The sequence below is a fragment of the Paenibacillus sp. Paensp111 genome (genome assembly GCF_059492195.1).
On sequence record NZ_CP168527.1, the window covers coordinates 110,341 to 134,376 of the forward strand.

37 protein-coding genes are annotated in these 24,036 nt (G+C 39.2%); 35 read left to right on the top strand and 2 right to left on the bottom strand.

The genetic code is table 11. The features are described from left to right. Nucleotides 1-174: 174 nt before the first annotated feature. The 14 genes from ACEN86_RS00535 (at nucleotide 175) to ACEN86_RS00600 (ending at nucleotide 9,409) form a co-directional block, all read left to right on the top strand. Nucleotides 175-1,086, top strand: coding sequence for an aminoglycoside phosphotransferase family protein (locus tag ACEN86_RS00535; RefSeq protein ID WP_495632469.1), 912 nt, complete (start codon nucleotides 175-177; stop codon nucleotides 1,084-1,086). 131 nt (nucleotides 1,087-1,217) lie between these two features. Continuing rightward, entirely contained in the window at nucleotides 1,218-1,514 is a 297-nt protein-coding gene (locus ACEN86_RS00540; protein ID WP_495632470.1) for a hypothetical protein, read from the top strand. A gap of 95 nt (nucleotides 1,515-1,609) precedes the next feature. Beyond that, the gene (locus ACEN86_RS00545; RefSeq protein WP_495632471.1) at nucleotides 1,610-2,113 is read left to right on the top strand and encodes a hypothetical protein; all 504 of its coding nucleotides are present in this window, start codon (nucleotides 1,610-1,612) and stop codon (nucleotides 2,111-2,113) included. Between the two features lie 302 nt (nucleotides 2,114-2,415). Further along, nucleotides 2,416-2,883 (top strand): hypothetical protein, encoded by a 468-nt coding sequence (locus ACEN86_RS00550; protein ID WP_495632472.1) that lies wholly within the window; start codon nucleotides 2,416-2,418, stop codon nucleotides 2,881-2,883. 223 nt (nucleotides 2,884-3,106) lie between these two features. Then, the gene (locus ACEN86_RS00555) at nucleotides 3,107-3,523 is read left to right on the top strand and encodes a DUF6188 family protein (RefSeq protein WP_495632473.1); all 417 of its coding nucleotides are present in this window, start codon (nucleotides 3,107-3,109) and stop codon (nucleotides 3,521-3,523) included. A 170-nt stretch (nucleotides 3,524-3,693) separates the two neighbouring features. Beyond that, nucleotides 3,694-4,044, top strand: a complete 351-nt coding sequence (locus tag ACEN86_RS00560) for a VOC family protein (RefSeq protein ID WP_495632474.1) — start codon at nucleotides 3,694-3,696, stop codon at nucleotides 4,042-4,044. Nucleotides 4,045-4,154: 110 nt separating this feature from the next. Then, nucleotides 4,155-4,700, top strand: a complete 546-nt coding sequence (locus ACEN86_RS00565; RefSeq protein WP_495632475.1) for a histidine phosphatase family protein — start codon at nucleotides 4,155-4,157, stop codon at nucleotides 4,698-4,700. Nucleotides 4,701-4,778: 78 nt separating this feature from the next. Further along, complete coding sequence (locus ACEN86_RS00570) at nucleotides 4,779-5,381, top strand: uridine kinase family protein (protein WP_495632476.1); 603 nt, start codon at nucleotides 4,779-4,781, stop codon at nucleotides 5,379-5,381. Nucleotides 5,382-5,421: 40 nt separating this feature from the next. After that, complete coding sequence (locus ACEN86_RS00575; RefSeq protein ID WP_495634176.1) at nucleotides 5,422-5,889, top strand: NUDIX hydrolase; 468 nt, start codon at nucleotides 5,422-5,424, stop codon at nucleotides 5,887-5,889. Nucleotides 5,890-5,937: 48 nt separating this feature from the next. Then, nucleotides 5,938-6,402: a DUF2691 family protein gene (locus ACEN86_RS00580; protein WP_495632477.1), complete on the top strand. Its 465-nt coding sequence runs from the start codon at nucleotides 5,938-5,940 to the stop codon at nucleotides 6,400-6,402. Nucleotides 6,403-6,522: 120 nt separating this feature from the next. Then, the gene (locus tag ACEN86_RS00585) at nucleotides 6,523-6,693 is read left to right on the top strand and encodes a YHYH domain-containing protein (protein ID WP_433944924.1); all 171 of its coding nucleotides are present in this window, start codon (nucleotides 6,523-6,525) and stop codon (nucleotides 6,691-6,693) included. 182 nt (nucleotides 6,694-6,875) lie between these two features. Next, nucleotides 6,876-7,268, top strand: a complete 393-nt coding sequence (locus ACEN86_RS00590) for a VOC family protein (protein ID WP_495632478.1) — start codon at nucleotides 6,876-6,878, stop codon at nucleotides 7,266-7,268. Between the two features lie 21 nt (nucleotides 7,269-7,289). Next, nucleotides 7,290-7,691 carry a GNAT family N-acetyltransferase gene (locus ACEN86_RS00595; RefSeq protein ID WP_495632479.1) on the top strand — a complete coding sequence of 134 codons (402 nt, stop codon included), beginning with the start codon at nucleotides 7,290-7,292 and terminating at the stop codon, nucleotides 7,689-7,691. Between the two features lie 1,259 nt (nucleotides 7,692-8,950). Then, nucleotides 8,951-9,409, top strand: coding sequence for a hypothetical protein (locus tag ACEN86_RS00600; RefSeq protein WP_495632480.1), 459 nt, complete (start codon nucleotides 8,951-8,953; stop codon nucleotides 9,407-9,409). A 162-nt stretch (nucleotides 9,410-9,571) separates the two neighbouring features. Here the strand turns inward: ACEN86_RS00600 and ACEN86_RS00605 are convergent, their stop codons facing one another. Continuing rightward, on the bottom strand, nucleotides 9,572-10,117 hold the full coding sequence (locus tag ACEN86_RS00605) for a PadR family transcriptional regulator (protein ID WP_495632481.1): 546 nt from the start codon (nucleotides 10,115-10,117) through the stop codon (nucleotides 9,572-9,574). Further along, nucleotides 10,114-10,956, bottom strand: a complete 843-nt coding sequence (locus ACEN86_RS00610; RefSeq protein ID WP_495632482.1) for a sialate O-acetylesterase — start codon at nucleotides 10,954-10,956, stop codon at nucleotides 10,114-10,116. The genes ACEN86_RS00605 and ACEN86_RS00610 overlap by 4 nt, the downstream gene beginning before the upstream one ends. A 351-nt stretch (nucleotides 10,957-11,307) precedes the next feature. On the opposite strand from ACEN86_RS00610, the gene ACEN86_RS00615 reads away from it, so the two are divergent. The 21 genes from ACEN86_RS00615 (at nucleotide 11,308) to ACEN86_RS00715 (ending at nucleotide 23,885) form a co-directional block, all read left to right on the top strand. Then, complete coding sequence (locus ACEN86_RS00615) at nucleotides 11,308-11,478, top strand: hypothetical protein (protein ID WP_495632483.1); 171 nt, start codon at nucleotides 11,308-11,310, stop codon at nucleotides 11,476-11,478. A 70-nt stretch (nucleotides 11,479-11,548) separates the two neighbouring features. After that, entirely contained in the window at nucleotides 11,549-12,175 is a 627-nt protein-coding gene (locus ACEN86_RS00620; protein ID WP_495632484.1) for a hypothetical protein, read from the top strand. 104 nt (nucleotides 12,176-12,279) lie between these two features. Further along, nucleotides 12,280-12,870: a hypothetical protein gene (locus tag ACEN86_RS00625; protein ID WP_495632485.1), complete on the top strand. Its 591-nt coding sequence runs from the start codon at nucleotides 12,280-12,282 to the stop codon at nucleotides 12,868-12,870. Nucleotides 12,871-13,422: 552 nt separating this feature from the next. Continuing rightward, the gene (locus ACEN86_RS00630; RefSeq protein ID WP_495632486.1) at nucleotides 13,423-13,800 is read left to right on the top strand and encodes a hypothetical protein; all 378 of its coding nucleotides are present in this window, start codon (nucleotides 13,423-13,425) and stop codon (nucleotides 13,798-13,800) included. Between the two features lie 9 nt (nucleotides 13,801-13,809). After that, nucleotides 13,810-14,454 (top strand): HAD hydrolase-like protein, encoded by a 645-nt coding sequence (locus ACEN86_RS00635; RefSeq protein WP_495632487.1) that lies wholly within the window; start codon nucleotides 13,810-13,812, stop codon nucleotides 14,452-14,454. A 23-nt stretch (nucleotides 14,455-14,477) separates the two neighbouring features. Further along, nucleotides 14,478-14,957, top strand: a complete 480-nt coding sequence (locus tag ACEN86_RS00640) for a VOC family protein (RefSeq protein WP_495632488.1) — start codon at nucleotides 14,478-14,480, stop codon at nucleotides 14,955-14,957. Between the two features lie 314 nt (nucleotides 14,958-15,271). After that, nucleotides 15,272-15,724, top strand: a complete 453-nt coding sequence (locus tag ACEN86_RS00645; protein ID WP_495632489.1) for a VanZ family protein — start codon at nucleotides 15,272-15,274, stop codon at nucleotides 15,722-15,724. A gap of 347 nt (nucleotides 15,725-16,071) precedes the next feature. After that, nucleotides 16,072-16,359 (top strand): HXXEE domain-containing protein, encoded by a 288-nt coding sequence (locus ACEN86_RS00650; RefSeq protein ID WP_495632490.1) that lies wholly within the window; start codon nucleotides 16,072-16,074, stop codon nucleotides 16,357-16,359. A 133-nt stretch (nucleotides 16,360-16,492) separates the two neighbouring features. Continuing rightward, nucleotides 16,493-16,939: an aminoacyl-tRNA deacylase gene (locus tag ACEN86_RS00655; RefSeq protein WP_495632491.1), complete on the top strand. Its 447-nt coding sequence runs from the start codon at nucleotides 16,493-16,495 to the stop codon at nucleotides 16,937-16,939. 121 nt (nucleotides 16,940-17,060) lie between these two features. Continuing rightward, on the top strand, nucleotides 17,061-17,405 hold the full coding sequence (locus tag ACEN86_RS00660) for a hypothetical protein (protein WP_495632492.1): 345 nt from the start codon (nucleotides 17,061-17,063) through the stop codon (nucleotides 17,403-17,405). 57 nt (nucleotides 17,406-17,462) lie between these two features. Beyond that, nucleotides 17,463-18,032 (top strand): hypothetical protein, encoded by a 570-nt coding sequence (locus ACEN86_RS00665; RefSeq protein ID WP_495632493.1) that lies wholly within the window; start codon nucleotides 17,463-17,465, stop codon nucleotides 18,030-18,032. Nucleotides 18,033-18,092: 60 nt separating this feature from the next. Beyond that, nucleotides 18,093-18,443 (top strand): VOC family protein, encoded by a 351-nt coding sequence (locus ACEN86_RS00670; RefSeq protein ID WP_495632494.1) that lies wholly within the window; start codon nucleotides 18,093-18,095, stop codon nucleotides 18,441-18,443. A gap of 247 nt (nucleotides 18,444-18,690) precedes the next feature. Beyond that, nucleotides 18,691-18,831: a hypothetical protein gene (locus ACEN86_RS00675; protein WP_495632495.1), complete on the top strand. Its 141-nt coding sequence runs from the start codon at nucleotides 18,691-18,693 to the stop codon at nucleotides 18,829-18,831. Nucleotides 18,832-18,840: 9 nt separating this feature from the next. Then, nucleotides 18,841-19,140, top strand: a complete 300-nt coding sequence (locus tag ACEN86_RS00680; protein WP_495632496.1) for a GNAT family N-acetyltransferase — start codon at nucleotides 18,841-18,843, stop codon at nucleotides 19,138-19,140. An 89-nt stretch (nucleotides 19,141-19,229) separates the two neighbouring features. Beyond that, complete coding sequence (locus ACEN86_RS00685; protein WP_495632497.1) at nucleotides 19,230-19,694, top strand: hypothetical protein; 465 nt, start codon at nucleotides 19,230-19,232, stop codon at nucleotides 19,692-19,694. Between the two features lie 160 nt (nucleotides 19,695-19,854). After that, a complete protein-coding gene (locus tag ACEN86_RS00690) occupies nucleotides 19,855-20,187 on the top strand; it encodes a hypothetical protein (protein WP_495632498.1) in 333 nt (110 codons plus the stop codon). 27 nt (nucleotides 20,188-20,214) lie between these two features. After that, on the top strand, nucleotides 20,215-20,775 hold the full coding sequence (locus ACEN86_RS00695; protein ID WP_495632499.1) for an AAA family ATPase: 561 nt from the start codon (nucleotides 20,215-20,217) through the stop codon (nucleotides 20,773-20,775). A gap of 34 nt (nucleotides 20,776-20,809) precedes the next feature. Further along, nucleotides 20,810-21,277 carry an SRPBCC family protein gene (locus tag ACEN86_RS00700; protein WP_495632500.1) on the top strand — a complete coding sequence of 156 codons (468 nt, stop codon included), beginning with the start codon at nucleotides 20,810-20,812 and terminating at the stop codon, nucleotides 21,275-21,277. 332 nt (nucleotides 21,278-21,609) lie between these two features. Beyond that, nucleotides 21,610-22,092 (top strand): hypothetical protein, encoded by a 483-nt coding sequence (locus ACEN86_RS00705; RefSeq protein WP_495632501.1) that lies wholly within the window; start codon nucleotides 21,610-21,612, stop codon nucleotides 22,090-22,092. Nucleotides 22,093-22,585: 493 nt separating this feature from the next. After that, nucleotides 22,586-23,317, top strand: coding sequence for a metallophosphoesterase family protein (locus ACEN86_RS00710; RefSeq protein WP_495632502.1), 732 nt, complete (start codon nucleotides 22,586-22,588; stop codon nucleotides 23,315-23,317). Nucleotides 23,318-23,417: 100 nt separating this feature from the next. Continuing rightward, complete coding sequence (locus ACEN86_RS00715) at nucleotides 23,418-23,885, top strand: hypothetical protein (RefSeq protein ID WP_495632503.1); 468 nt, start codon at nucleotides 23,418-23,420, stop codon at nucleotides 23,883-23,885. Nucleotides 23,886-24,036 lie beyond the last annotated feature (151 nt).

The window sequence follows — 24,036 nt, forward strand, 5'->3', positions numbered from 1 at the left end:
TATAACAACATATTCCCGCATCGGGCTATCGCCCTTTGATTGTCAGATGTATAATCATGGAAGAAGCTCACAACAAACGCCTCAGCCTAAGATAAGAGTTATCTATGGCTGGGGCGTTTCGTAAATACAACAACGTTATACGAAAGTAGGCGAAAGACACTACGGGGGGATTTCATGGAGCAGTTATTAATTGAACACATTCCTTTTTTACAAGGTAAGGTTCAAATAGAACAAATCCACAAGGGTTATTCAAGTGAAAGTAAATATATTGTTTTAAGAAAAGATCAAAAGTTTCTCCTCAGAACTTTTGATCATGAACACTTTTCTTCAAAAGAAATGGAATTTGAGGCTCTATTGAGGATGAAGGAATATAACGTGAAATGCTCAAGGCCGTTAGAGATGGGCAATCTAGAAGGCTCTAAAATTGGGTTTATGATTTTATCTTTCATAGAGGGTGACGAAGCCTCGGAGGTACTATCTAACCTTTCGTTGAAAGAGCAATTCAATATTGGATTTGAAGCTGGTGAGGAATTGCTCAAAATCCATAAATTTATTGCTCCTAATAATATTACCTCGTGGTACGATCGAAAGCTTAAGAAACATAATGATTACCTTGTTAAGTACCTCCAGCAGGATGTTAGGATTAAGAATGAATCGAGAATTTTGTCCTTTATTGATGAGAATCTACAATTAATGAAACATAGGCCAAATCTATTCCAACATGATGATTATCATGTTGGGAATCTTATAATTAAGGACAATCATCTCTCAGGTGTAATAGATTTTAATAGATACGATTGGGGAGATCCCATTCATGAATTTCTAAAGGTAGGAATGTTTAGTTCGGAAGTAAGTATTCCTTTTTCAATCGGCCAGATTAGAGGATATTATAAAGACTCAGAACCTGACGATCATTTCTGGAGATTGTATTCGCTCTATTTGGCGATGTGTCTTATTTCATCGATTGTATGGATAATAAAAGTTAAACCAGAAGAAACGAATATAATGATGAATAAGATTAATAGAGTGTTAGAAGATCATGATTATTTTAGACTAATTAAACCGAAATGGTACTATGAAGATTAATTTGAGCAGAGTAATCTATCGTATAACACCGTATTCTGGGGGGCTAGGCCTCTGGGCTTCGTGATAACAAAATCTTATACGCAATCCCTATACAGACAATTAAAAAAATAAAACATAAAAGGATGATCGTCTTGCAGCTTAATGCTCAATCTCCATTATATGAAGGACAGGTCAATTACATCATTAGTAGCAAGGAACAAGCTGTAGGGAAGCTGCTGATAACGGAAGAAGTTATCAAATTTGATTCATATAAAGCATCTATGAACCAAAGATCTTTTGAAATAAGAAGAACAGATATTAAAGAAGTAAAGAAGATTAAGACGATGTACATAATGTCAAACAAACTAAAGATATATTTGAAGAGCAGTAAGGAATATACACTAACCACATGGGAACAAGAAGAAATTTACAACTTGTTGACTAAATGACTAAAAGTGTTAAAAGCTAGGAATAGTTGAAAGTGAATCGAGAATACAAAAACGTGATATGAAATCAGCCAAATCTTATGACGGGGGCCATTTCAATGAAGTTTAAATACACTTTGGAAAACATTGGCTGGGCGAAAGTTGAGTTGCAAATCGGTAACTCTGAAGTACTTATCTATCCAAGTTACGCAACTGAACCGTTAATTGATCTAGTAAGATCAATTGAATCTCTGCTTCCAAATTGTGTTACACCTGATGAACTTGAGACAGTTGTCCAATTTGAGTGGGATTCTGAACCAGCATTATATTGCTGGAGGATTGAAAACAACAGTGATGAAATAATTCGTGTGGAAATAACTTGTTATAACGATGGGATTAAATCCTTGCCAGGGGAAGTAATCTTTAATGAAGAGTGTAGCTTACATGAGTTTTTGACGGAATTAATTTTGACGCTTGAAACCATATTGAAAACACATGGAATTATTGGTTATCGCAAGCAATGGTACGCCCAGGACTTTCCGATAAGTAGTTATCTTCAATTAAAATACTATCTAATTCATAATAGTGGATTCCCTGTTGTAAGAGTAGCCCCAGAGGAATAGATAGAAAAAGTAGAAACAAATCTTAAGAATGAAATCAAGTTATTAGAAGAGATCTTGTAAGTATTTACGCAGAAGTCGGTTACTTCATCTAATAATGTATTCATGCTTCGGAACCTTTGGCCCCCCGGTCCGCTAGATAGAACTCGAAGAAGTGGAATCAGGCGACACACCTGTGATGCGAAGTCTGTCGGACCTGCACTTACGCGCTTAAGCCAGTGAGGGTTCGTGAATACAAGAATGTTATGTGAAACCCCGAAAAGCTTGTCAAAAACTAATGTTGTTGCAAGTTTAAGGAGAGAATCATGGATAAATATGAGTATTTTAAGAATCTTGAAGATATCATAACTGACCCGATATTTATCGGATCTTCTAAGGAAGATCTGGATAAAGAAATCAGCAACAATATGTGGCGCATATCATTAGAACAAGAATTGGCAAGCCAAATAAATATTAATGATTTTGTAGATTTCTTTAGTATGGTAATAGATAATCGACAAAACCAAATAAAAGTATCAAGTGGACAACACGGAATGACTTTCTATCTTTGGTTTGATCGGATGGCAAGTCAACTGAGACTCAATTTAATATCTACTGTTCATCAGAGACTACCTTTTGGGTGCGAACTGGAATTACTAGATCGGATGGAACCGATATTAGATGAATTCTTAGCTTATCCTTTTCTTAATGGACTACCAATTGAAGGTTATTCTGATGGATCAGATGAAAAACCATATGTATTAAAAGTCTATGTGAAGAAATTGAATAAATAAGTTTTGGGTTTCTCAGAGATGTCCGAGGGACACATAACAATATTTTTATGCATCGGCGGAAAAGCTGCGTTGGTCTTGACGTAGGTCGAAGGATTCTACCGAATGACAACTGCGACGTAACCGCACCGAGCCGTCCTTCGGGCTAAAGATGGTAGGACGTCGTGAACACGGAAACGTTATGAGAAATGGCCGTAAACCTAAAAACCATAAAAGGAATAAAAACATGACAAGATTAAAAAGCGATATTAACTTTAGTCACTTCATAAACCAGAGGGTAACTGAAATTAATAGAATGTACCCCATAATTACTTTTGAGGATGGTTATTTTACAATCGAATGTCCTTGGCGATTACGAAGAGGTAAATCTATTCTTGTTGGAAGTACTGAAGTCGAGGTAAAAGACAATAGTGATAAGGCATATGAAATATTTGAAAAAGCATTAATTAACAACACAATTAAAGAGATAACACATTATCAAGATATCTCGGATATTTCCATAGCGTTTGACAATGATCTGAATTTAGAGGTGTTTCATGACAGTTCTTTATATGAGGGATGGCAATTAAGTGGTAACAAAGGCTTTTTATTAGTATCAGTTCCTGGTGGAAGCTATGCATATTGGCCGATGAAAGATGAATAAAGCATAATAATTAATTTTGACCGAAACCTCAAGATGGTTCCAACTACAAATAATACCGTATTCACGCTGCGTCGCTTGGCGGCTCCTGGGTCTGGGAGAGATAATTCGTGGAAGTGAATCAGCAGACAATCCAGCGAGGCTATGTCTATTCAAAAACACGGAGGGAAGTCATGATAGTAAAAAGAATTGTAACGAATATATACTCGGATAATATCTCAAAGGCCAAATTATTCTATCAAGACGTGTTAGGACTCGATCTACTAATGGATCAGGGTTGGATTACAACTTACGGATTAAATCAAGATATGAAGGTGCAAATTTCAATTGCTTCTCAAGGGGGATCAGGTACTTCTATTCCTGACATATCTATTGAAGTTGATGATGTTGATACTGCCTATGAGAGAGTTATAGAAAATGGATTTCAGATAGAATATGGACCTACAAATGAACCTTGGGGAGTTCGGAGGTTTTTTGTTAGGGACCCGTTTGGAAAGCTGGTAAATATACTTGCTCACCAATAAGTAAACGTTGAAGACGATAGCCTCAGCCTGCCGGCCTTAAGTTGGTGGGAGGTTGTGAACACAATAACGTTATGAAATATGGCAAAATCAATTAATTCAGAGGTATCATCATGATAATTGGACTGGTAAGACATTATAAAGTGCTTATTAATACACCGGGTTACTGGATGACATCAGTTGAATTTCGTGAGTGGATTGATCTGTACAATGAATCAAATATTGATCGTACTAATCTGACGATTACGGATGTGAACTGGGATGCTTGTTATTCGAGTAATATGACAAGGGCAATACATACGGCTGATACTATTCACCAAGGTGAAATCATAATAACCGAAGATCTTAGGGAGATAGATATTAACCCTTTTTTTAATATAAACTTGAAGCTGCATCTAAATATGTGGTTGATTTTAGGGAGAATAGGTTGGATATTTAAGCATCGCTCTCAGGAAGATCGGACACAAACAATGGAGAGAGCAAAGAAGATAATTACTATGATAGAAGATAGGCACGATAAATATGAGAATGTGTTGATTGTAACCCATGGTGCCTTTATGACGGCGCTCAGACGTGAACTTATGAACAGGGGATACAAGGGCGGCAGCTTCGTAAAGCCGAAGAATGGTAAGATATATAAATTTATAAAAAACTTTTGAAAATAAATAACGGACCCTACGGAGGTACTACCAGAACGTTATACGCAATCCCGGAAACCATGATAGGGAGAATTAAACATGAATCTTAGAGATATAAGCACCAAGATTACTCAAAACAAATTAAATAACATGCCCATACTCATTGGTATAGATGGATGCGGTGGAGCTGGGAAAAGTACATTTGCTAAGAAGCTGAAGAATGTATTTGATCAAGATAGAGTAGTTTCCATCATACAAATGGATGATTTTTATTTGCCATCTAGCTCTCGGAATGAAATGAAGGATTTGGACTTAATCGGGGGTAGTTTTGACTGGAGAAGACTATTGGAACAAGTTATAAAACCAATAAGTAGTGGAATAGAAGGTTATTATCAAAAATATGACTGGAATCAAGATAAGTTACTTGAAGAGTGGCACAAAGTTTCTTTAGGAGTAGTAATCATTGAGGGAGTATATTGCCTTAGAAGTGAGCTCTTTGATTACTATGATTACTCTGTGTGGATTGAAACTGACTACAACACTCGATTAGCTAGGGGAATAGAGCGCGATGGTGAGAATATGCGCAATATGTGGGCAGATGTCTGGATGCCAGCAGAGCACAAGTATAGAGAATTGGAAAGACCATATGAGAAAGCAAGTTTAATTATCGACGGAACTGTAGAAGAAGAGCTAAATGTATGAATAAAGAACCTAACTGAGCAAAGTGAGGGACTTGGTATTGATGATTTCTCCGAAGCATACAGTGACCGCTGCAGCGGTTGTGTTAAATGATAATAATGAAATTCTACTCATTCATGGACCCAAGAGAGGATGGGAAATCCCTGGTGGTAGAGTCGAAGAGGGGGAATCACTATCCTCTGCAGCCATACGGGAGGTTAAAGAAGAAACCGGAATAGATATAGAGATTGTTAAATTTTGCGGGATGTTTCAGGACGTTAAGTCATCTGTTTGTAACACATTATTTTTGGGAAGGCCCATTGGTGGTGAGTTCCAAACGTCGCAGGAGAGTCATGAAATTGGCTATTTTTCTATAGAAGCTGCTCTGGAGAAGGTGACTTGGAGGAGTTTTAAAGAACAAATTGAGTATTGTTTGAAATATGAGGATCAATTTTTAGTGGAGTTTAATCATCAAAATTCTATGAGAAGGACATTTTGTGGTGATATTGAGGAAGGATTAGACTTCATATAAGGGCCGAGGTATTGTCTCAAATCTTAGAAAGAATAGGGTGATAATTGAATGATCAGAGGAATTAGTTTTGAGATACCTAATGAGTACGGTAGATTTCTCGGACAAATATTGAAGCCAATGAAAGTAGAAGAATATAATTGGTGGGTGGGGGGAGAAGAATCCTATGCTCTAGCTAATGGAGAACTAGAGGAGCTTTTCCCAGGGTTAATAGAAGATATGGAAGGAAGAGCCCTAAAAGATATTATCGAAAACAATGAATATTACTTGATATTTCAAGATATAAAGGCTTTTCCCCTTAAAAGTAAAACATGCGAAATTAAGACTTACGACGATTTTCTAAATAGCAGTTGCGTACTCGCATTATTAGTTATAGATAGTTCTTATATTGCAGTCTATTGCAAAGATCCAGAGTTGTTAGAGGGATTGTATAACAATGCCAAGGAGCAGGGATATCTAAATCTAAAGTACATAACCAATGAAAATGACTTTAGAACTCGCTTGTCTGTCTGGTAGTTGCTAGGTAAATATAACCTGAAAAATACACCTCATAAATTCTCAACTTATTCTATTTAATGTATAATGTTGGGAGATTGTATCAAACCCTAAAGCATAGGGTAATTCAGGGAGATTTGTATGAAGAAAATAACTGTATTTCTATTAGCTGTTGTGGTGTTGGTTGGAGCCTCTTCATCAGCTTATGCACATTCTGGACGAACGGATAAGAATGGCGGACATAATTGTTCGGCCAAATCAATACAAAAAGGGCTTTGTAAAGGATATCATTATCATAATAAGAAAAGATAATCTCATTTTTTCGAACATGAAAAGTTGAAAGTACATAAATTAAACCCAGCTTAGTCTTCAAGCTGGGTTTAATTTATAAGATCTCTTGAGTCCTTTTGGAGGTCTTCAGCTCCTTATTCGAAGATACGAGAGCGTTCTGTGAAATTTAGCAAAAGACGAATTTGTTAGCGAGGTCTGCCGATATGAAAGTTCTCGGTTTTAGCCATATAACATTGAACGTGAGTAATTTAGAAGGATCGCTGGATTTTTATTGTAACTTATTGAAAATGAAGCTCCGGCATAAAGGGAAGACGGATGCATACCTGGAATGGGGAACAGCTTGGATATGCCTGATACAAAGAGACAATTTAGGAAGCCTAGAACAGGGAGGTGTTGGATTAGATCATGTAGCATTTTATATAAGTGAGGAGGATTTTCAAGAAGCGGTAGAGCAAATTAAGAAGTTGAACATAACCATAGTAAGAGGGCCAGTACAAAGGGGAAGAGGATGGAGTATAAATTTTCTTGACCCGGATGGTATCGAATTGGAGTTGCATACTTCGAGTTTAGATGAACGGATGAAAGTCTGGATATAGGCGACGCTTAGGAGTGAGATCATGAACATTATAATTAAAGAAACAAAAGAAATTGATAAACAAGCCATTCAAGAACTGTTTCACTCTGTAGAGTGGAAATCAGGGGATTATCCAGAAGATCTTAAGCAAGCAATAACTAACTCACATTCGGTTATCAGTGCATGGGATAACACCAAATTAGTTGGTCTAATCAATGCACTATCTGACGGAGTGATGACAGTATACTTCCATTACATGTTAGTTCATAGAGAATATCAATCATTAGGGATTGGAAAAAGGATGATGGAAGAAATGCTTCGCCGATATTCCAATATCAAGACCAAAGTGCTTATATCTTATGAAAGTGCAGAAGAATTCTATAGAATATTTGGATTTAAGCCAGAGGAAGGGACTCGCGCAATGTTTATTTCGGATGTGGTGTAAGACAGGGGATGGTTTCATAAGAAGCTTGGATCCTAAGGTGAACAAGGGAAAGGTAGTTATATGAAGTATAAATATAGTATTTTACTCCCTCTTATTCAATGTTGCTTAATCACAGTAACTGTTATTGCTGATCTCAGTACAGCTAATGGAGCGGGAGAGGGAAGCAATCAAGTAGTAGCAAATCTGCTGACTATGTCGAATTCTATATCAAAGGTTTGTTAGGGTATGACGACATAGTAAATTATAATTTTAGGATAGTAACCACATTATTAGGGATACTCGTATGGTTTTTGGTTGGATGTGTAATTGACTTTTCCCGGCGACTAAGGAAGTAATTCAAGGTGCAAAGGGGTGATGAAATGATTAAAGCGGTCATCTGAGTTGGACCATCGAGGCTATGTGTGGAAGGTCAAGGCCGCCCACCGGCATGTGGTCGAGCTGATCCCAAAGGAACGGCTCTTTCCCAATCAGCTGGATAACCAGCACACCTTATGCGCTCAGTCTACCGCCCCGCGCGTGGCCGGTCAAGTAAAACCCAATTCTTTATTTGGGTAGCAACAATGGAAGAAGCCGTAGTTGAAGTGTCAATAATCGGCAACTGGGCTGCTAGGTAGTCTGTAAACAATTGGTTAGCATCAATGTTTGTTTGTTGAATTGCTTCAGTCGTCCACCCTCCACGAGAGGACAAACGGATTTCTCTTGTACTGCTGTTACAATGAAGTAACAAGTAATGAATAGGGTCGAAATAATTAATATGGTCACATATTTCTATGTTGTATGGGGATGGGATTGCACCAAATAGAACTGTTTTATTCCCACTTAATGAATTGAGATATGCCACCCTAATCCAATTATTACAAGCTGACTGGAAGTCTTGCCCGACTACTAGCCAATCCATGTCATACACATTGTAACTAGTTCCTAGAAAATCCCTAACTAATGGAGCTGTTGTTGTTTTCCCCGAACCGCTTACACCTGCAACAATGAATAGTGGGTAGGCCAAAGTAATCGTCCTTCCTAAAAAAATATGGCGGGTCAAAAGTATAGTATGCGAATAGAAAGAATATGTCCCTCGATAACGCCGATTTCCGCAGGGGTAACAAATTGCCACCCTGAGGCCAACGCAAAAAGCAACCCCTTCGACGAGAGTTGCTTTTCGTAGAACCGTCAGCAGTCAGCCGCCACCCGCAGCGGCCGGACCGGAGTGGAGGGCCCGAAGGGTTGACGAGTGGATCCACGCGGATGTGGTGTAGGATGGGGTGTCCTGGACAAGTTTCTTTTACAAAATGAAGATTGTAAGTAGGCAGCTCAGGCAGATAACCCTGCGAGGCATAGAGGAGGAGAGGTGGCTAATGAATTTTTCTCCGGAATTATATGAATTTGAATATTTATTTGAGTATGATGCTAAGAACGTTGAACCCGATATACCATGGTTCTACTCCGGTGCTACATTTTCAATAAGGAGAAATGATCTTGAAATTGAATTTAGTGTAGTTCCCGAAATCAGCAATGGAGAGATTAAATTATTACATAAAAGCGGGTTTCAGATCGTTACACTAACATTAGAGAATATTAAAGACATCAGGATATATAGAGATAAGGAGAAAGAAGGTTTATTAATAACTTTTGATGAAAAGAATTATGTGGAACCTTTAGAAATTCAAACAAGGCCAAATATTAGTTTGCATTGGGGAACGTCGTTAGAACTTCAGCGATAAATAATAATCAGGTGTTTCAGTAGGGCTCCTCCCAATAAAGTTAAATCATTTCATTGCATGTGAAATCTCATATAGTATGCAGAATAACACCTCATAGTTATTTAAAGCCCTGAGTGCAATTAAGCTCTCCGGGCTTTATTCAAAGAGTACAATAATAGATTTTTATTGAAACGCAGAAGACCCCTCTATATCTACCCTCAACTTCTCAAACCACTCCAAGTTAACCAAGTGATGGGAACGGGAATTTTCGTTCATGCGGCGGTAGTAATCGATTGGGCCGGGATATTCTTGGGTGTTGGATAGATAGTCATCAAGAAGGGCAATTCGGGACTTAGTCTGGTCGATTTGTGATTGGATCAGTTCCAGCAGTTTCCCTTTGTCGTATTCCTCGGCAAAGAGCAGCGCCCCATAAAATTGCAGGTTCACATACTCTGATTTGCTGCCGTATTTAACCATTAGTTTATCGAATTGGGCTCTTCCCGATTCGGTGATTTGAAAGTTTCGGATTTCACGCCCGCTGGTTGATAACTTCTGTGGAATCTGTTCGATCCAGCCTTTTTCTTCAAGCTGCTGCAAATTGTAATAGAACGAACCCTTCGTGAAGTTAACAATATAGTTATAATGGCGTTTCTCCATCAAGGCAAGTAGTTCATACCCGTGAGCGCCGGGGTTTTGGATGAGCAAGCCAAGAATGAGTAAGGGGATCAAGGTTGCATCACCTTCTTCATCTGTACTTCGAACTCTGCATATGTGATTTTCCCTGAAGCAAGATCCATGCTATGAAGGTAAATCTGTTCTGTTGTCGAATAGTTCCGCTCAACTTTCAGCGACTGCTCCTCCCCAGAAATGGGCTCCAGGACATGACACTTTTTCGAAAAGGCTTCGAAATAACGGTAGCCGAATTTGCGCTGGGAAAACGCGTCTAAATGAATTCCATCAGGATTTGCAGTCAAGTCTGCCGCCGTTACAAAATAACAACGATGCTGCTCGTTAGCAAACTTCCTTAATTGCTCATTGATCCGTTGATACTCTGTCGCGTGCTGCCCAAACCCCGTCTTTCCAAGGAAATCGCCAAGTTCGCCAATAATCAGCGGCACCTCATCCAGGTTCAATTCGTTCCTTAGGGTCTCTATGATACAGGTTAATTTATCGTAATAGGTTTCATGAAGCGATTGATAACTGTCGCTCTCCCCCTGGTGCCAAAGGATTCCGCAGATTTGACTGGACCGCTGGGCGAAGCGGGCTTCGGACAAGGCATGCTGAAAAAGGACACCCTCCGGATGCCAGTCGTTCAAGGAGCTGCCACCCTCCGCACAAGGAATCAACCCAATCTCTTCATCAGGATTGGCGTTGGACCAGGCATAGGCAAATGACGCCGCCAGGCTTACACCGGACACCGGACGATCATAATTAATCGGTTCGGTCATCATCTGCCACTGTCCATTACGCAGCATTTTTATTTTCTCATGATAGATGGGATCGACTTCATGTAATAATCCACGACCCGCCATATTCGATTGGCCCAGCATTAAAAATGACTTAATCATTTTAGTCTTCACTCCTAAACAACACTTAATAGTCTAATTAGACTAAAATGAATTATATAGTCTGATTAGACTATAGTCAATTGATTTTGTCTGATCAATCATATAATAATCATATTCGTACGTAGGGTATCCCCCTTTGGCCCCCTGGATGTATAATAATGGAAGGTGCCACATGATTGGAGGTATTATTTTGACCACACCTAATAATCGAGTGAAGATCGGCTGGATATGGATGATGGCATGCTTTGTTCTGCTGGTATTGGGATGTAACCACGTATATGGATATTCATTAATGGATAGTTTCCTGAATTTCACGGGGATTGGAAGTTGGACAAAAGGAGGGAACACGCGATGGCATATCACGTCACTTATTATAATTCCTCTACTGCTGCTAAGCATGATCCAGACTTCCCGCTATTTGAAAGTAAGGTATCCAAGGATATTTTTAACATTATTTATTTCATCAATACTCTGGAATGCGGTGTATCCCACAATTACAGAAGGTATCGTCAGTGTAAGTGAATTAATAAAGTAAGCATTCTGTTTGGAAAGCGAATAAAAGTGGATTGATAATAGCTGATGGAGGCATATTTTGAAGAGCGAAAAGTTAATTGCATTGGCCTTATTAATCTTTGGAGTTATCTATGTGCTGTATCCTTTTGATTTCTCTGAAGAAGCCACTATGAAGGAACAACACGAAAAGTATACAAAAGAAGCAGTAACTGTCGAAGCTATAGAGCAGGGAGATCAATGGAAAAAGAAGCTAGTAGGCACAAAGGAATCCGTGATTTTCCATTTTAAGAAAGAATGGATACCAAGAGACAAAGAACATAAAACTGAAATTAATCAAGTACTAAAAAAAGTCGGGGACACTACGATAATTATTGACCAAACATACCGTAGTGGTGACGATGATAGCTTAGTAATGATACTTAAGTTTGAACATCATACCAAAAAGCTTCAAGGGAAGTTCATTTCAACAATGACTTTTGAAAATACAGAAGAACCTGATGATTTGAATTGGACGGAAATCCCGAATGAATTTTCTTTTGAACATAACGGGCAAAAAATTGAGGTGGATTCTTATTCATATGGTAATGGAGACGAGGATCTATTCTTTGGTATACCGTTGAGTATCTTAGAGGAGTATAACTATCAAATTGATGTGCTATATACAGGATTGGCTGTATATGAATACAAGTATATAGGTGATGAATGAATATTTATTATATTGACTCTTAGTATGGGGAAGGGTTAGAGAGAAATTATGAGCTATTATCAATGAAGAGGCTCAATCAATTCATAGGGAGGTGGAAAGCCCAAATGTTCAGATGGATGAAGAGTAGGAATCCTTCAATTGAACAACAATTAAGTAATCTGCTTGGAGTAGGAATTAGATTAGGGGAAGGCATCGATATAAAGGATTGTTTAGATAGACATCGGAAGGAATACATAAAAAAACCGTACATTATATTACTAATATCAATTGGATCTGAAATCATATTGGATGACGATCAAATCTCATTCCCAAGTGATCAAGTGTGGTATCTGGATCGAGAATGTATTGAAGATCATGGAGATTATGCCCGGGTCATTCAGCGTATATCCGAAATGGTAAAAGATGAAATTATTGTTGATCAGATTGATGACTTTGTGGATGTTGAGAATGATATTGTTCGGGTTTCCTTCAATGTTAATGGCCAAAGCTATGAATTTAATTTGACTGTGAATAATGATTGGATGGATATCAGTATATTTAGGATTTTCTCAGAACTATTAATGAAATACGGCAGCAAGAAGAGGTTCTTTTTTTCAGATATTGACCAGAGTGTATTGGTTGTTTTGATCGAGAAGGAAAACTACATAGATTTGAGTAACTTATTAAACATTTTCATTCCAGCCAAGCTTGAATAAGCAGGTTTTATCCCTTTAGGGCGAGAGCGGAATACACGCATGAAATATTTATATCAATTGTTGTTTAAGATTACTCATCATTTGCTGCTGCTACTTGCAATTGGCCAAGCCTTTTTTCTATATTCTGACGATTATGATATCTTCCCCTGGGCCACACATGATGAGTCCTTAAAGTTCTTAAATTTAATATTCGTTACTCCCATTCTAATTATAGGCTCAATACTTATAGATCTGTTTGTAGAAAGAGAAGAATCGAACATAGGAAGGATACACTACTATTTGCTAAAGAACTTTCCGTTAGCTTGTTTCTTTTTAATATCAGGGTACTTCTTTCTAATAGTGTCTTTAAACTCAATACTACTAGCCATAGGTTTGGGGATTACAGCAGTACTATTAATAATCGAAATTTATTTAATGATCTATGATTTGAGGGTAACACTTAGCTCACACCCCAGGAAGGCAAATCTTCGTTGAACCCAGTCGCCGCACTCTTTCCAGCCTCTCGGGTTCATAGGTCGCTGACGTTATAGTAAAGGGGGGGAGGACGCTGACGTGGAAATCATATCAGATGTAATTAAATTAGAGTCTATAAAGTCCTTCCAGTCAACAATCCGTAAATCCGAAAACAGCCTGGTGCAAATGACTCACAAAGGTGCGAGTACTACTTTAATAAAGAAAAGACTCAAAGCCCTTCATATCGGCTTAGCTATGTTAGAAAATGTCTGGAATCAAGCACCTCATCATTATAGCAAGGAAGATATTGCAGAGGCTCGTGATACTCTAACGGGTCTACTCCCATCCATTGAAGATGCCTATTCCAAGTGTAAGGAAGGCAGCCCGCAAAGGACACTTTTAGAACGAAGAATTAAAGCTTTGGAATTAGCTGTTCAAGCTATTGACGATCTTTCAAAGAATAACGAATCAGAGTAAGGAGCTGCTATGAAGTATACTAATTTTTTGTTCGACTTAGATGGAACTTTGACAGATCCCAAGATAGGAATTACTAAAGCAGTACAATACGCTTTGTTACAACATGGCATTACAGAGAATGATTTAACTAAATTAGAATGCTTTATTGGGCCTCCATTACACGAGTCTTTTTCATTGTACTATCACATGAATGAAACAGCAGCATGGAAAGCGGTGGAAGCATACCGGGAGTATTTTAAGGAATATGGAATCTACGAGAATGAATTATATGAAGGAATTACAGATTTGTTAGATCTATTACAATCTAAAAAGTATCAATTATTCGTGGCAACGTCTAAACCAACTGTCTTTGCAGAAATGATCATAAGTTATTTTAACTTGAATAGTTATTTTGTGGGCGTATACGGAAGTGAGCTGGATGGTACTCGATCTAACAAAGGGGAGTTAATCCAATACGTTATGGAAAATAACCAATTAGGACTGGATAGTACCGTCATGATTGGTGATCGAAAGCATGATTTGATTGGCGCTAAATATAACGGGATTGATTCCATCGCAGTAGGGTATGGCTACGGTTCAGAAGATGAACTAAAGGGGGAACATCCAACTTATTATTACAAGACGATTAAGGACTTTATGGGAGCATATTCATAGAATGAGAATACGGAGTTGAGGAAATGATTTTAGGCCTTTATGAAGCTCATTTACCCGTGAGCAATAAGGATAGATCGTTAGAATTTTATTCAAGGTTGGGGCTGGAACTTGCTTGGCAGGATGAAGACACAGCATTCTTTTGGATCGAGAAGGAGAAGAGTCAGTTAGGTCTTTGGGAAGGAGATCAACATAAAACACCCTATCATCCCTCTGTAAGACATATAGCATTCAGAGTGAGCTATGAAGAACTCAAAGATAGTGTAAATTGGCTGAATTCAATCAATATAGAACCTGTACCTTTTGGAAGAAGGAGTTCAGTGGAACCTTTCGTCCGCCCTCATCAAGGGAATGCTTCTGTATATTTCAATGATCCAGACGGGAACAGCTTGGAATTAATGTGTTATGTTCAAGTGCCTGAAAGATTGAGAACAATAACCGAGAAGGTATCACTTGAGGATTGGGAGAAGATGATAGAGGATGAGAATAACATACAGAATAATTAGTATAGTATGTACAATCTTCATATTTGCAGGAATAGTGTGGGCTTCAAAGACTGAGTACTCAAGTGAGTCAGTTAGAATCATGAATATTGGTAAGGATAACTTAGTAGTCAGGAATCAAAGCGGAGAAACAATGACAATTGAGCTGAAAGAGAGCCTTGATAAAACAATAGTAAAAGGTCAGAATTATCAAATTCAGATTTATAAGAAAAGATGGGGAAATCCAACCTTGCAGAGTATCAAATCTATATAGAGAAGATTATAAGTCTCTAGAGAAGGTATACAAAAACAAAACATAATAAAGTAGGTTGAGTCAGATGTTCAAAAACGCTTTTTTTCAGAATAAATTTCTTAATGTAATCATTCTAGCTGGAAGCCTTGTGTACGCCTTGATCATGATTAAGCTGCTCTTCCTGCGTGGGACGACCTATTATAACAGCTCCTATCAGAACTATAATCTGATCCCATTTAAGACCATTAAGCAGTATGCGCTACACCGAGAACATTATAATCTGGATACGTGGGTTAAAAATCTCTTTGGAAATATTGTCTTATTCATTCCATTGGGTGTGATATTTCCAATTCTGAACACAAGGTATCTTAGAACAATTTACTTTTTGCAAGTTGTAGTACTTGTATTATTAGCAGTCGAATTGATACAGCTATTTACAAAGGTCGGTAGTTTCGATGTAGATGATATTATATTGAATACATTCGGTGCACTAATTGGATTTGTAGCAACAGTTGCAGCGGTAAGATTGAAAAAATAGGGAGGGTTGTGCCATGCAGCGGATAAAATTCATATATAAACTCTTCTTAAGTGAGCCTCTATGGTTTAAAACATTGATCATAGCCATGCTGCTTATTTCAATTATCTTTAGCAATTCATACTTTAATGATTATTATAGAAGCTGTGCCAAAATAGCTGCGGCAGTCTTCTTTTGCGCCTATGGTATCAAATTTAGGAAGAACACGCGGATCTTTGTACTCTTCTTGGCTTTAGCAGTTATAAGTATTTATTTATCTTGGAGAAATTTCACTAACACATTTTAAACAGAATGCTCGGGTTACATGGAAGTCGTAATGAACGGAGGTGTGGATTTTGGTGCAGACAAGCATGAATTCGTTAATATGGATATTCCTGGCTGTGTTTATCCTTCATGATTTTGAAGAAATTATAACGGTTGAGCCCTGGATGAAGAAGAACTACTCACGAATCAGTGCCCTCGTTCCTAAACCACTAGCAAAAGTATTAGGGAAATTCTCAACAATTAAATCATCACAATTTGCAATAGCAGTATTAATCGAATTTATGGTGTTTGTACCGACCACATACATGGCAGCAGAGTATAAGGAATATGGCCTTTTCTTGGGATTCAATGTAATCCTCTTCATACACGTATAGTGTGCTAGCGGGATTAATTGTTCTACCCATTGTACTTTTTGGTCACTTGATTGCGGGGAGGATCATAAGAGATTAGATCACATAACATCATTTTTGCGCATAGCAGCCTTACGACCTTAGGAGGCGGACGAGCATGGATAGTTTAATATCCCTATTACAAAATGAGCTCGTCGAGTATGAGATCTTTGAGCACAGTAAGCCACTCAGAAGTGCGCGAGAAGGTGCTGAATACTTTGATATCCATATTGGGCAGACTGCTCCGACGTTAATTTTGAAGACAGACAAGGGGTATTTTTCGTTAATCATATCAGGTGATTACGGACGTGTTGAATTGGGCTTATTAAAGGATTTACTACAAGTGGAAGAGATTAAGCTAGCTAAGCCCCATGAGGTTGAACAAGTTACGGGGAGTAAAGTAGGCAGCGTATCGTTAATAAATCCGGGAATACCCACCATTATGGACAGAGAATTATTTAGATTTGCATATGTTTTTGGGGGAACGGGTGCAGCCAATACGACACTAAAGATTTCACCGAAGGACATCGACAGGCTAAATCGAGTAATTACTTACATACGATAAGACGTATATCAGCTACATCCATCTGGAGGAAGATCAGTGAAAGAAACACGAGTCTATAAGCAATTAGAGCATTGCTCTATAAGTGCAGATATATATTAACTAAATAGTAAAGGACAAAACTATGAACAAGTCAATCAACAAATATTTATATTACTTCGGAACAGCTCTCTTCGTATTCTTTGCCTTCTATGTCATTGCAACAAATGTATTAGAGAAAACTTACTATACGTTATATGTCAATGAGAAAATGACAGGTGAATTTAGAAAGATCGAGGGACTGGAAGATCCCAAAGGCCAAATTAATATGTATAACTACAACGTCCCAGGCTTTGGGTTACACAATAACAAAATAAATGTGATAAATACAACAACAGCTCCCCTGTATATTCTATTCAATGAAAAGAATCATGAAATTGAGTATGTAACAGACAATATCAAGAAGTTGAATGAGTATCTGAGAGACTAATCCAGAAGCTGAGTTATATGAAATCAAAATTTATAGGCTGAAGATGAGGTAAACCACATGAAGAAGAAAGCTTTTAGCGTACTGGTTATTATGATCCTAACGGCCTTTGTAAGTGGATGTACAAGTCACAAAACCTTTGACGATTTCAGTATCGGGATGACCCTGAATGAGGGTAAAGGTAAACTCGCCCAGTATCCATTTGTCATCCGAGATAATCGGGACTTTACAACGTTGGAAATTGATAACTATATGAAATTATACGGAAAAGATGTCGTACTGAGAGTGAACTTTACCAACAGCATTGTTTTTGATCAACAAATGGATGAGAAGCAGCTAGATGATTTTAGATTACTTTTATATAACTATTCAGTAGAAAATGTCGATGAGGCTTATGCTAAGAAAGTACTAGATGGGTTGATTCAGGAATATGGGGAGCCTAAGAGAAATGACTTCCTGAGCAAGGAAAATGATGATAAAGTCTACAAGGATGTGAAATGGGATTTAGAGGATTATGAGTTGCTGTTAGATTACGAGTATCCGAAGGATGGGAAGAACTACGTGTATATCAGATTTGGTATTAATGATCATGGGAGACAGAAGTATAAGAAATATATAAGAGAGGGATAACTCTATATTCATGCTGTAGGTATTTTCTTTTTAAAATCATATAGGTTGGGAGCGAATGAAATGAATCCTATCCAAAACCGAATTGGAACCGTATTCATCCCTGTTAGTAACATTGAAAGAGCTCGAGACTGGTATTGCGACATTTTGAATTTACCTATGAATGGAGAAATCTTATATGGACATTTATATGTAATTCCAATGGAAGGAACAAGCATTGTGCTGGATAGTAAAATTTATGCAGAAGACCACGTATTCAGGGCTCCGGCGTTTCATTTTAATACAGAGGACATTGAAGAAGCGTTTAATTATATGAGGTCCAAGGACGTCAATCTCACCACCCCAATAGAACATAATCACTGGTTTAATTTCAAAGATCCTGATGGAAATCAGTTGATGGTATGTAAATGTTGAGCCCTATATAGGGCTTTTTTTGATTAATCTGTGGATGTTAGAAATCCCGTTAACCTAACATTCAGGTATAAGGCTATCGGGCTGTGCATGCCGTAATGTATAATAATGGAAGGTGCTTGGTCTATAAAAATGGGGCAAAAACCCAAAGATTGAACAAGATTCGTTTATTGAGGAGATTTATGAAAGGTTGGAATAACAGAGAGGAATTTAGATTACATAGACCACGAAAGGTTAAAGAGCAACTATTATGATGATTATTATTGAAAAGGCATCCAAGACTGATGCCAAGCGGCTGGCCGAAATTCAAAAGGCAAGTTTCGATGAGGTATCTAGGCAATTTAATAATAATGACATAGGTGGACCGCCTGGTTATGACTCTGCAAGCTAGCAGGAGGAAATGATGGGATGCGGCGATTATTATAAAGTTCTCAAGGATGGAGCAGTTATCGGTGGGGCGTTAGTATTCCGGCAAACTGACGGAGGCCTTAATTTGGGGAGGATCTTGATAGATCCGAAATATCAGAATCAAGGGGTTGGAATGAGGGTGATGAACGAGATCGAGGCCATCTATTCAGGCAGATGTAAATTGTGGCTGGACACGCCGAAATGGAGCGTAAGAAATCATCACTTTTATACTAAATGTGAATTCACTAAGGTTGGAGAAGACGGCGATATGTTTATTTTTGAGAAATCGTAGAAACTACAAAGAAGAGAAGGTGTCAGAACTGCTTATTTTCTTAACGGTTGTAGCTCCTACGATAATAACTGAAAGGGAGTTAACTTGAGATGCTCAAAAGGTATCGTGTCATCATCCCTGCAATATTTACTCTACTTATATTAATTAGTGGATACGTTGTCTTAGATAAATACTTGGTTCTTGATCGAACGGACAGAACGTTAGGGGAGTATGATTTTGTGCAGTCGACACCTGACGTCGAATTAATGGTTGAGGGATCAGGAGAACAGGATATTGAGGCCAGGTTAGTTGCAACCCGGTTAAAAGTATTGAAGGTTAATAAGAATCTAACCTCCATTGATCTCCCTGTTGGGAGTGAAATTAAGGGGTACGAGTATTTTGATATTCATACGAATAGAGAGGTAAGTTGGATTCCGCTCTTCCCGGGAAGAAGTCTATACAGCATGGGGACAAGTTACAAGAAAATTCGAGAAGGAGAACAAAGACAAGTTTATCTAAAATATGATGAACATACAAACAGATGGTGGATCATGCCAAAGGAGCTCATTAAATAGTGTTGGGCTTATGTACACATCCCACTCAGATTGGTTTTTATGAGAGATAAATGATCAACTCGGATTGCCCTTAGCTAAAAGGGGACTTGGAGTTCATTGTGAATACAATAACGTTAGAAATATGCATATTCACTAGGGAGGGATTACGGTTCGTAAATACATGGTACTATCTATCCTTGTCGCATTGATCGCGGTTACGTTATTCTACTTCGGAATAGTTACAAATCATAAGAACTTAGATGAAGTTAAAGTATTAATGGAAGCACATTTAGTCGAGAAGGGCTACCTGAAAGGGGATTTTGACGTTCAGGTTGAATATCATTGGGAGAATAAGCTGTTTGGATATAATCCTTATAGAATAAGTGTTAAATATAACGATGAGCAGGACGTTAAATATTTCTACGACTACGATGACACATTTAATACTGTAAGGCCTTACGGCATTGGGCCAATGCAAGGCAAGGAAGATAAGAACTTTAAACATGCAGAATAGTTGATGCCTTGTAAATAAGGAGGGCTTATGAAGTTCATTATTATATTCGGGCCGCAGGCTGTCGGCAAAATGACCGTAGGGCATGAATTGGAGAAAATAACGGGGCTGAAGCTTTTTCACAATCATATGACGATTGAATTGGTTACCCCATTCTTTGATTATGGTACGGAAGCGGGGGCGCGACTGGTCAGCTTGTTCCGCCGTGAAATTTTTGAGGAAATGGCCAAGAGCGACCAGGCCGGGATGATTTTTACGTATGTATGGGCATTAGATCTGCAATCAGACTGGGATTACGTCGAGGAGATTAGTCAAATATTTGAATCCAAGGGCGGCACCGTGTACTTGGTTGAGCTTGAAGCCGATTTGGAGGAGAGGGTTGAACGTAACAAAAGCCCGCACCGATTGATGCATAAGCCGACCAAGCGGAATTTTGAGCGATCTGAACGGGATTTAAGGGGAACAGCGGAGCGATACAGGCTCAACTCTTTGGAAGGCGAGATTCAAAAGCCGAATTACATCAGAATCAACAACACAAGGATTAGCCCATCGGAAGCGGCCCAGATGATTAAGGACAAGTTCCAGTTATAGTGAAGAAGCTGGCAGAAGCAAGTGAGGTGTAGAAGTGATCGTAGTAAAGACTTCCTTAGAAATTAATGCTCCCATAGAGATTTGCTTTAACCTCGCTAGAGATATTCGACTTCATACACGTACAGTCTGGAGACACACCAAGGAACGAGCTGTGGGTGGGACTTACGCCAGCCGAATTAACAGGGGTGAGACGGTTACCTTTGAAGCGACCCATTTTCTCATCAGACAAAGGCTTACATCCCAAATTACTGAATTCGAACGGCCCTATATCTTCGTCGATCAGATGGTGAGCGGAGCCTTTAAGAGCATGAAGCACACTCATGAATTTGAGGATCGTAATGGTGTGACGTTAATGACGGACACCCTTCAGTTCGAGGCTCCATTTGGATTTATAGGGTGGGTCGTGGAGCGTTTGATACTGCGTTATTATATGAAGCGATTTATTGAGTATAGGAATAAAGAGCTTAAGAAGATAGCGGAAGGGAGACAGGCGTATGGATAGGGAGCAGTTAATATTGTTTTGTGTTTTGGGGGTCATACCTGTGGTCATCCCTTCAGGCTTAATTAGACAATTAGACTGGAAACTGGCTGAGAAACTCAACCTTTTCTAAGATAAGCACTGGTCGTGGACTTTTTCGTTGTACTCAGGATTCGCCCTAGTCATATGGATTACCATTCAGGTCTACATCATAAATGCTTTTTCAACCGTACATTTCATCTACATGATGTTTGGGCTAGTCATACAGGCAGTTACCCTGTTACCGAAGATCCAAGAGAAGTATAGCAAGATAACCAAGATAATATGAAATACATACAAGAATATTGGAGGCCTTTATGAGTAGTTACACCAACATATGGTTGAGTTCCGTGGACCATCTCAATCAATTTGCGAGTATCGCAAGCACGAAGGATAAGCAGGTATGGAAGGTATCCCAAATACCCAAGGTGAGGGCCTTATTCGATTATGTTCCGGTTGTCTTTTATTCTAAAGGAAGGTTGGAGATTGGAGATTCAGGTCTTCATTATTCCGCGGAGGTACCAAAGGGAAACATTTTAAAGAGCTATAAGTACTTACAGAATGACCTGAAGATGGTTCTTCCTTACGGAGAAGTTGAAGAGATAAGCAGATATAAGCACCCTAACCCGTTATTCAATTATTACAATACGAACTGGATAAGCATAAAATATAGTCAGAGAGAATTGCTGCTTGCCCAAGGTGGCAATGGCCCATCTATGAGAAAAATAGTAAATGAAACAAACAAGATCTATGAGGAATTAAGTGCACATCTTAAGGTAGCCACTGAGGAGTTGAATTAGAAAGATGAAGCCGTGCTTTAACCATGAATCGAGCGAGTTTGAGAAGACCTGTCCATTATGCAGCAAGGACTTTTGTGAGTACTGCCTGCTGTTGGTGGGTAAAAGACAAACCCTGATCTGCACAAATTGCTACAGCCATATTATCCGAAAAATCAAGAACTCCACAAAGCGAAGATACATATTGATCTTAGGTGGAATAATCATTCTGGCCCCCACTCTTATGCAGGCTCCAGATTTCCTGTCCAGCGGTAATTCTGATGCAGCTCTATTTTTTATATTTAGTCTGGTGATTATTTTAACTACAGCTTTGAATATCGTACGGCTGGTTCAATACAGGAGCTGGAATATCATTCAGAAGTATTCTAGAACCAAGAAGGACCTGAAGTAACTCGGAGTTTCGCGGGTTTGGGAATTGAAAACCCCCATGTTCTCTGCAGGAGAATCGGGTATAATCTTACCAACTAGATTATGCATAACTATCGGAGGTGGGTCCATGAATCGAATCGCAATCATATCCGACATTCACGGCAATGTTCCAGCCCTGCAGGCTGTTCTTGAAGATATAGGGCGTCGCGGGGTCAGCGCGATTTACTGCCTGGGTGACCTCATTGGGAAGGGCCCGAGCGGGGATGTCGCGGTGGACCTGATTAGGGCGAACTGTGAACGGGTGGTTCAAGGGAACTGGGATGATTTTATTGGAAAAGAGACCTCGAACGACACACTCAAGTGGCACCAAGAGCAGCTGGGACCGGAACGACTGGAGTATCTGGGCGCGCTCCCCTTTTCCATCGAATTCCTGATGAGCGGCAGATACGTTCGGCTGTTTCACGCCTCTCCAAGAAGTCTGTACGAGCGGATCCAGCCATGGGATAGCCATGAAAGCAGGCTCTCCCTGTGCGAAGGTTCTGAGCTCTGTAAGGACCCAAGACCTGCCGATATGATCGGGTACGGAGACATTCACAATGCCTATCTCCAGCACCTGGATGGGAAGACGGTATTTAACACGGGAAGCGTCGGGAATCCGCTGGATTTGACCAGCGCCTCCTATGTAATCCTGGAAGGAGAGTACGGCAGCCGGGAGACAGCCGATATGAATGTTCAGTTTGTGAGAGTGACCTATGATATTGAAGCAGCCATTCAAGAGGCAGTAGATGCAGATATGCCTATGTTAAATGAATATGTGCAGGAGCTTAGGACGGCGAAATACAGGGGGCTTACGACCTGATAGAGCATGAGCATGAGAAATGAGGGAGCTCCGCTTAGTATTCTAGTGGGATATCATTGATGAAGAGGTGGTTAACCTGTACCGACGGCTGACATTTGTGATGTTGATGTTCATTCTGCTGGTATATGTTCTGTCAGCGACAGCAGCTTCAGCCAGCTGGGCTTTTAACTTTGTAGTTAATGATGGGAAGACCTATGCCTTATCGGAAGACACCGTGAACAAGTCCCTGCTTGGCGCCAAGATTGGGCAGGTATCCTACTACTCGGATGAGGAGGGGTCTTACGGAGGTAACTTTTCCAATGCACTGCCAAAAGGTACACCGTACTTCAGCGTGCAGGGAATCCCTGTGGATCAGGCGATTGCTGTGCAGAGCATGGATGGTACTTACGTAAAAGCTTATTACCAGGGACCATATTCAGCGGGTGGGCAAAATACGGAGGCCGAAAGAATTGACCCTATCGGAAGTTCGTATTCAGGAGAGAAGCTTGTCCTTCCTATCGTCCTATTCGTGCTAGTCGGTACAGCGTTAGCAATCGTATTTCATAACAAATTGAGCAAAAGAAAGTAACAGCACGTGCGAAATACGATCAATCTTTTGATCGTATTTTTCGTATTCTTTTTGGGCCATTAGCGATTACAAATATTTACTCGGGTGCTAAAATAAATTAACTAGAGATCATAGAGAATTATCGTAGATATACGATTCAAGTTAGTAAAGC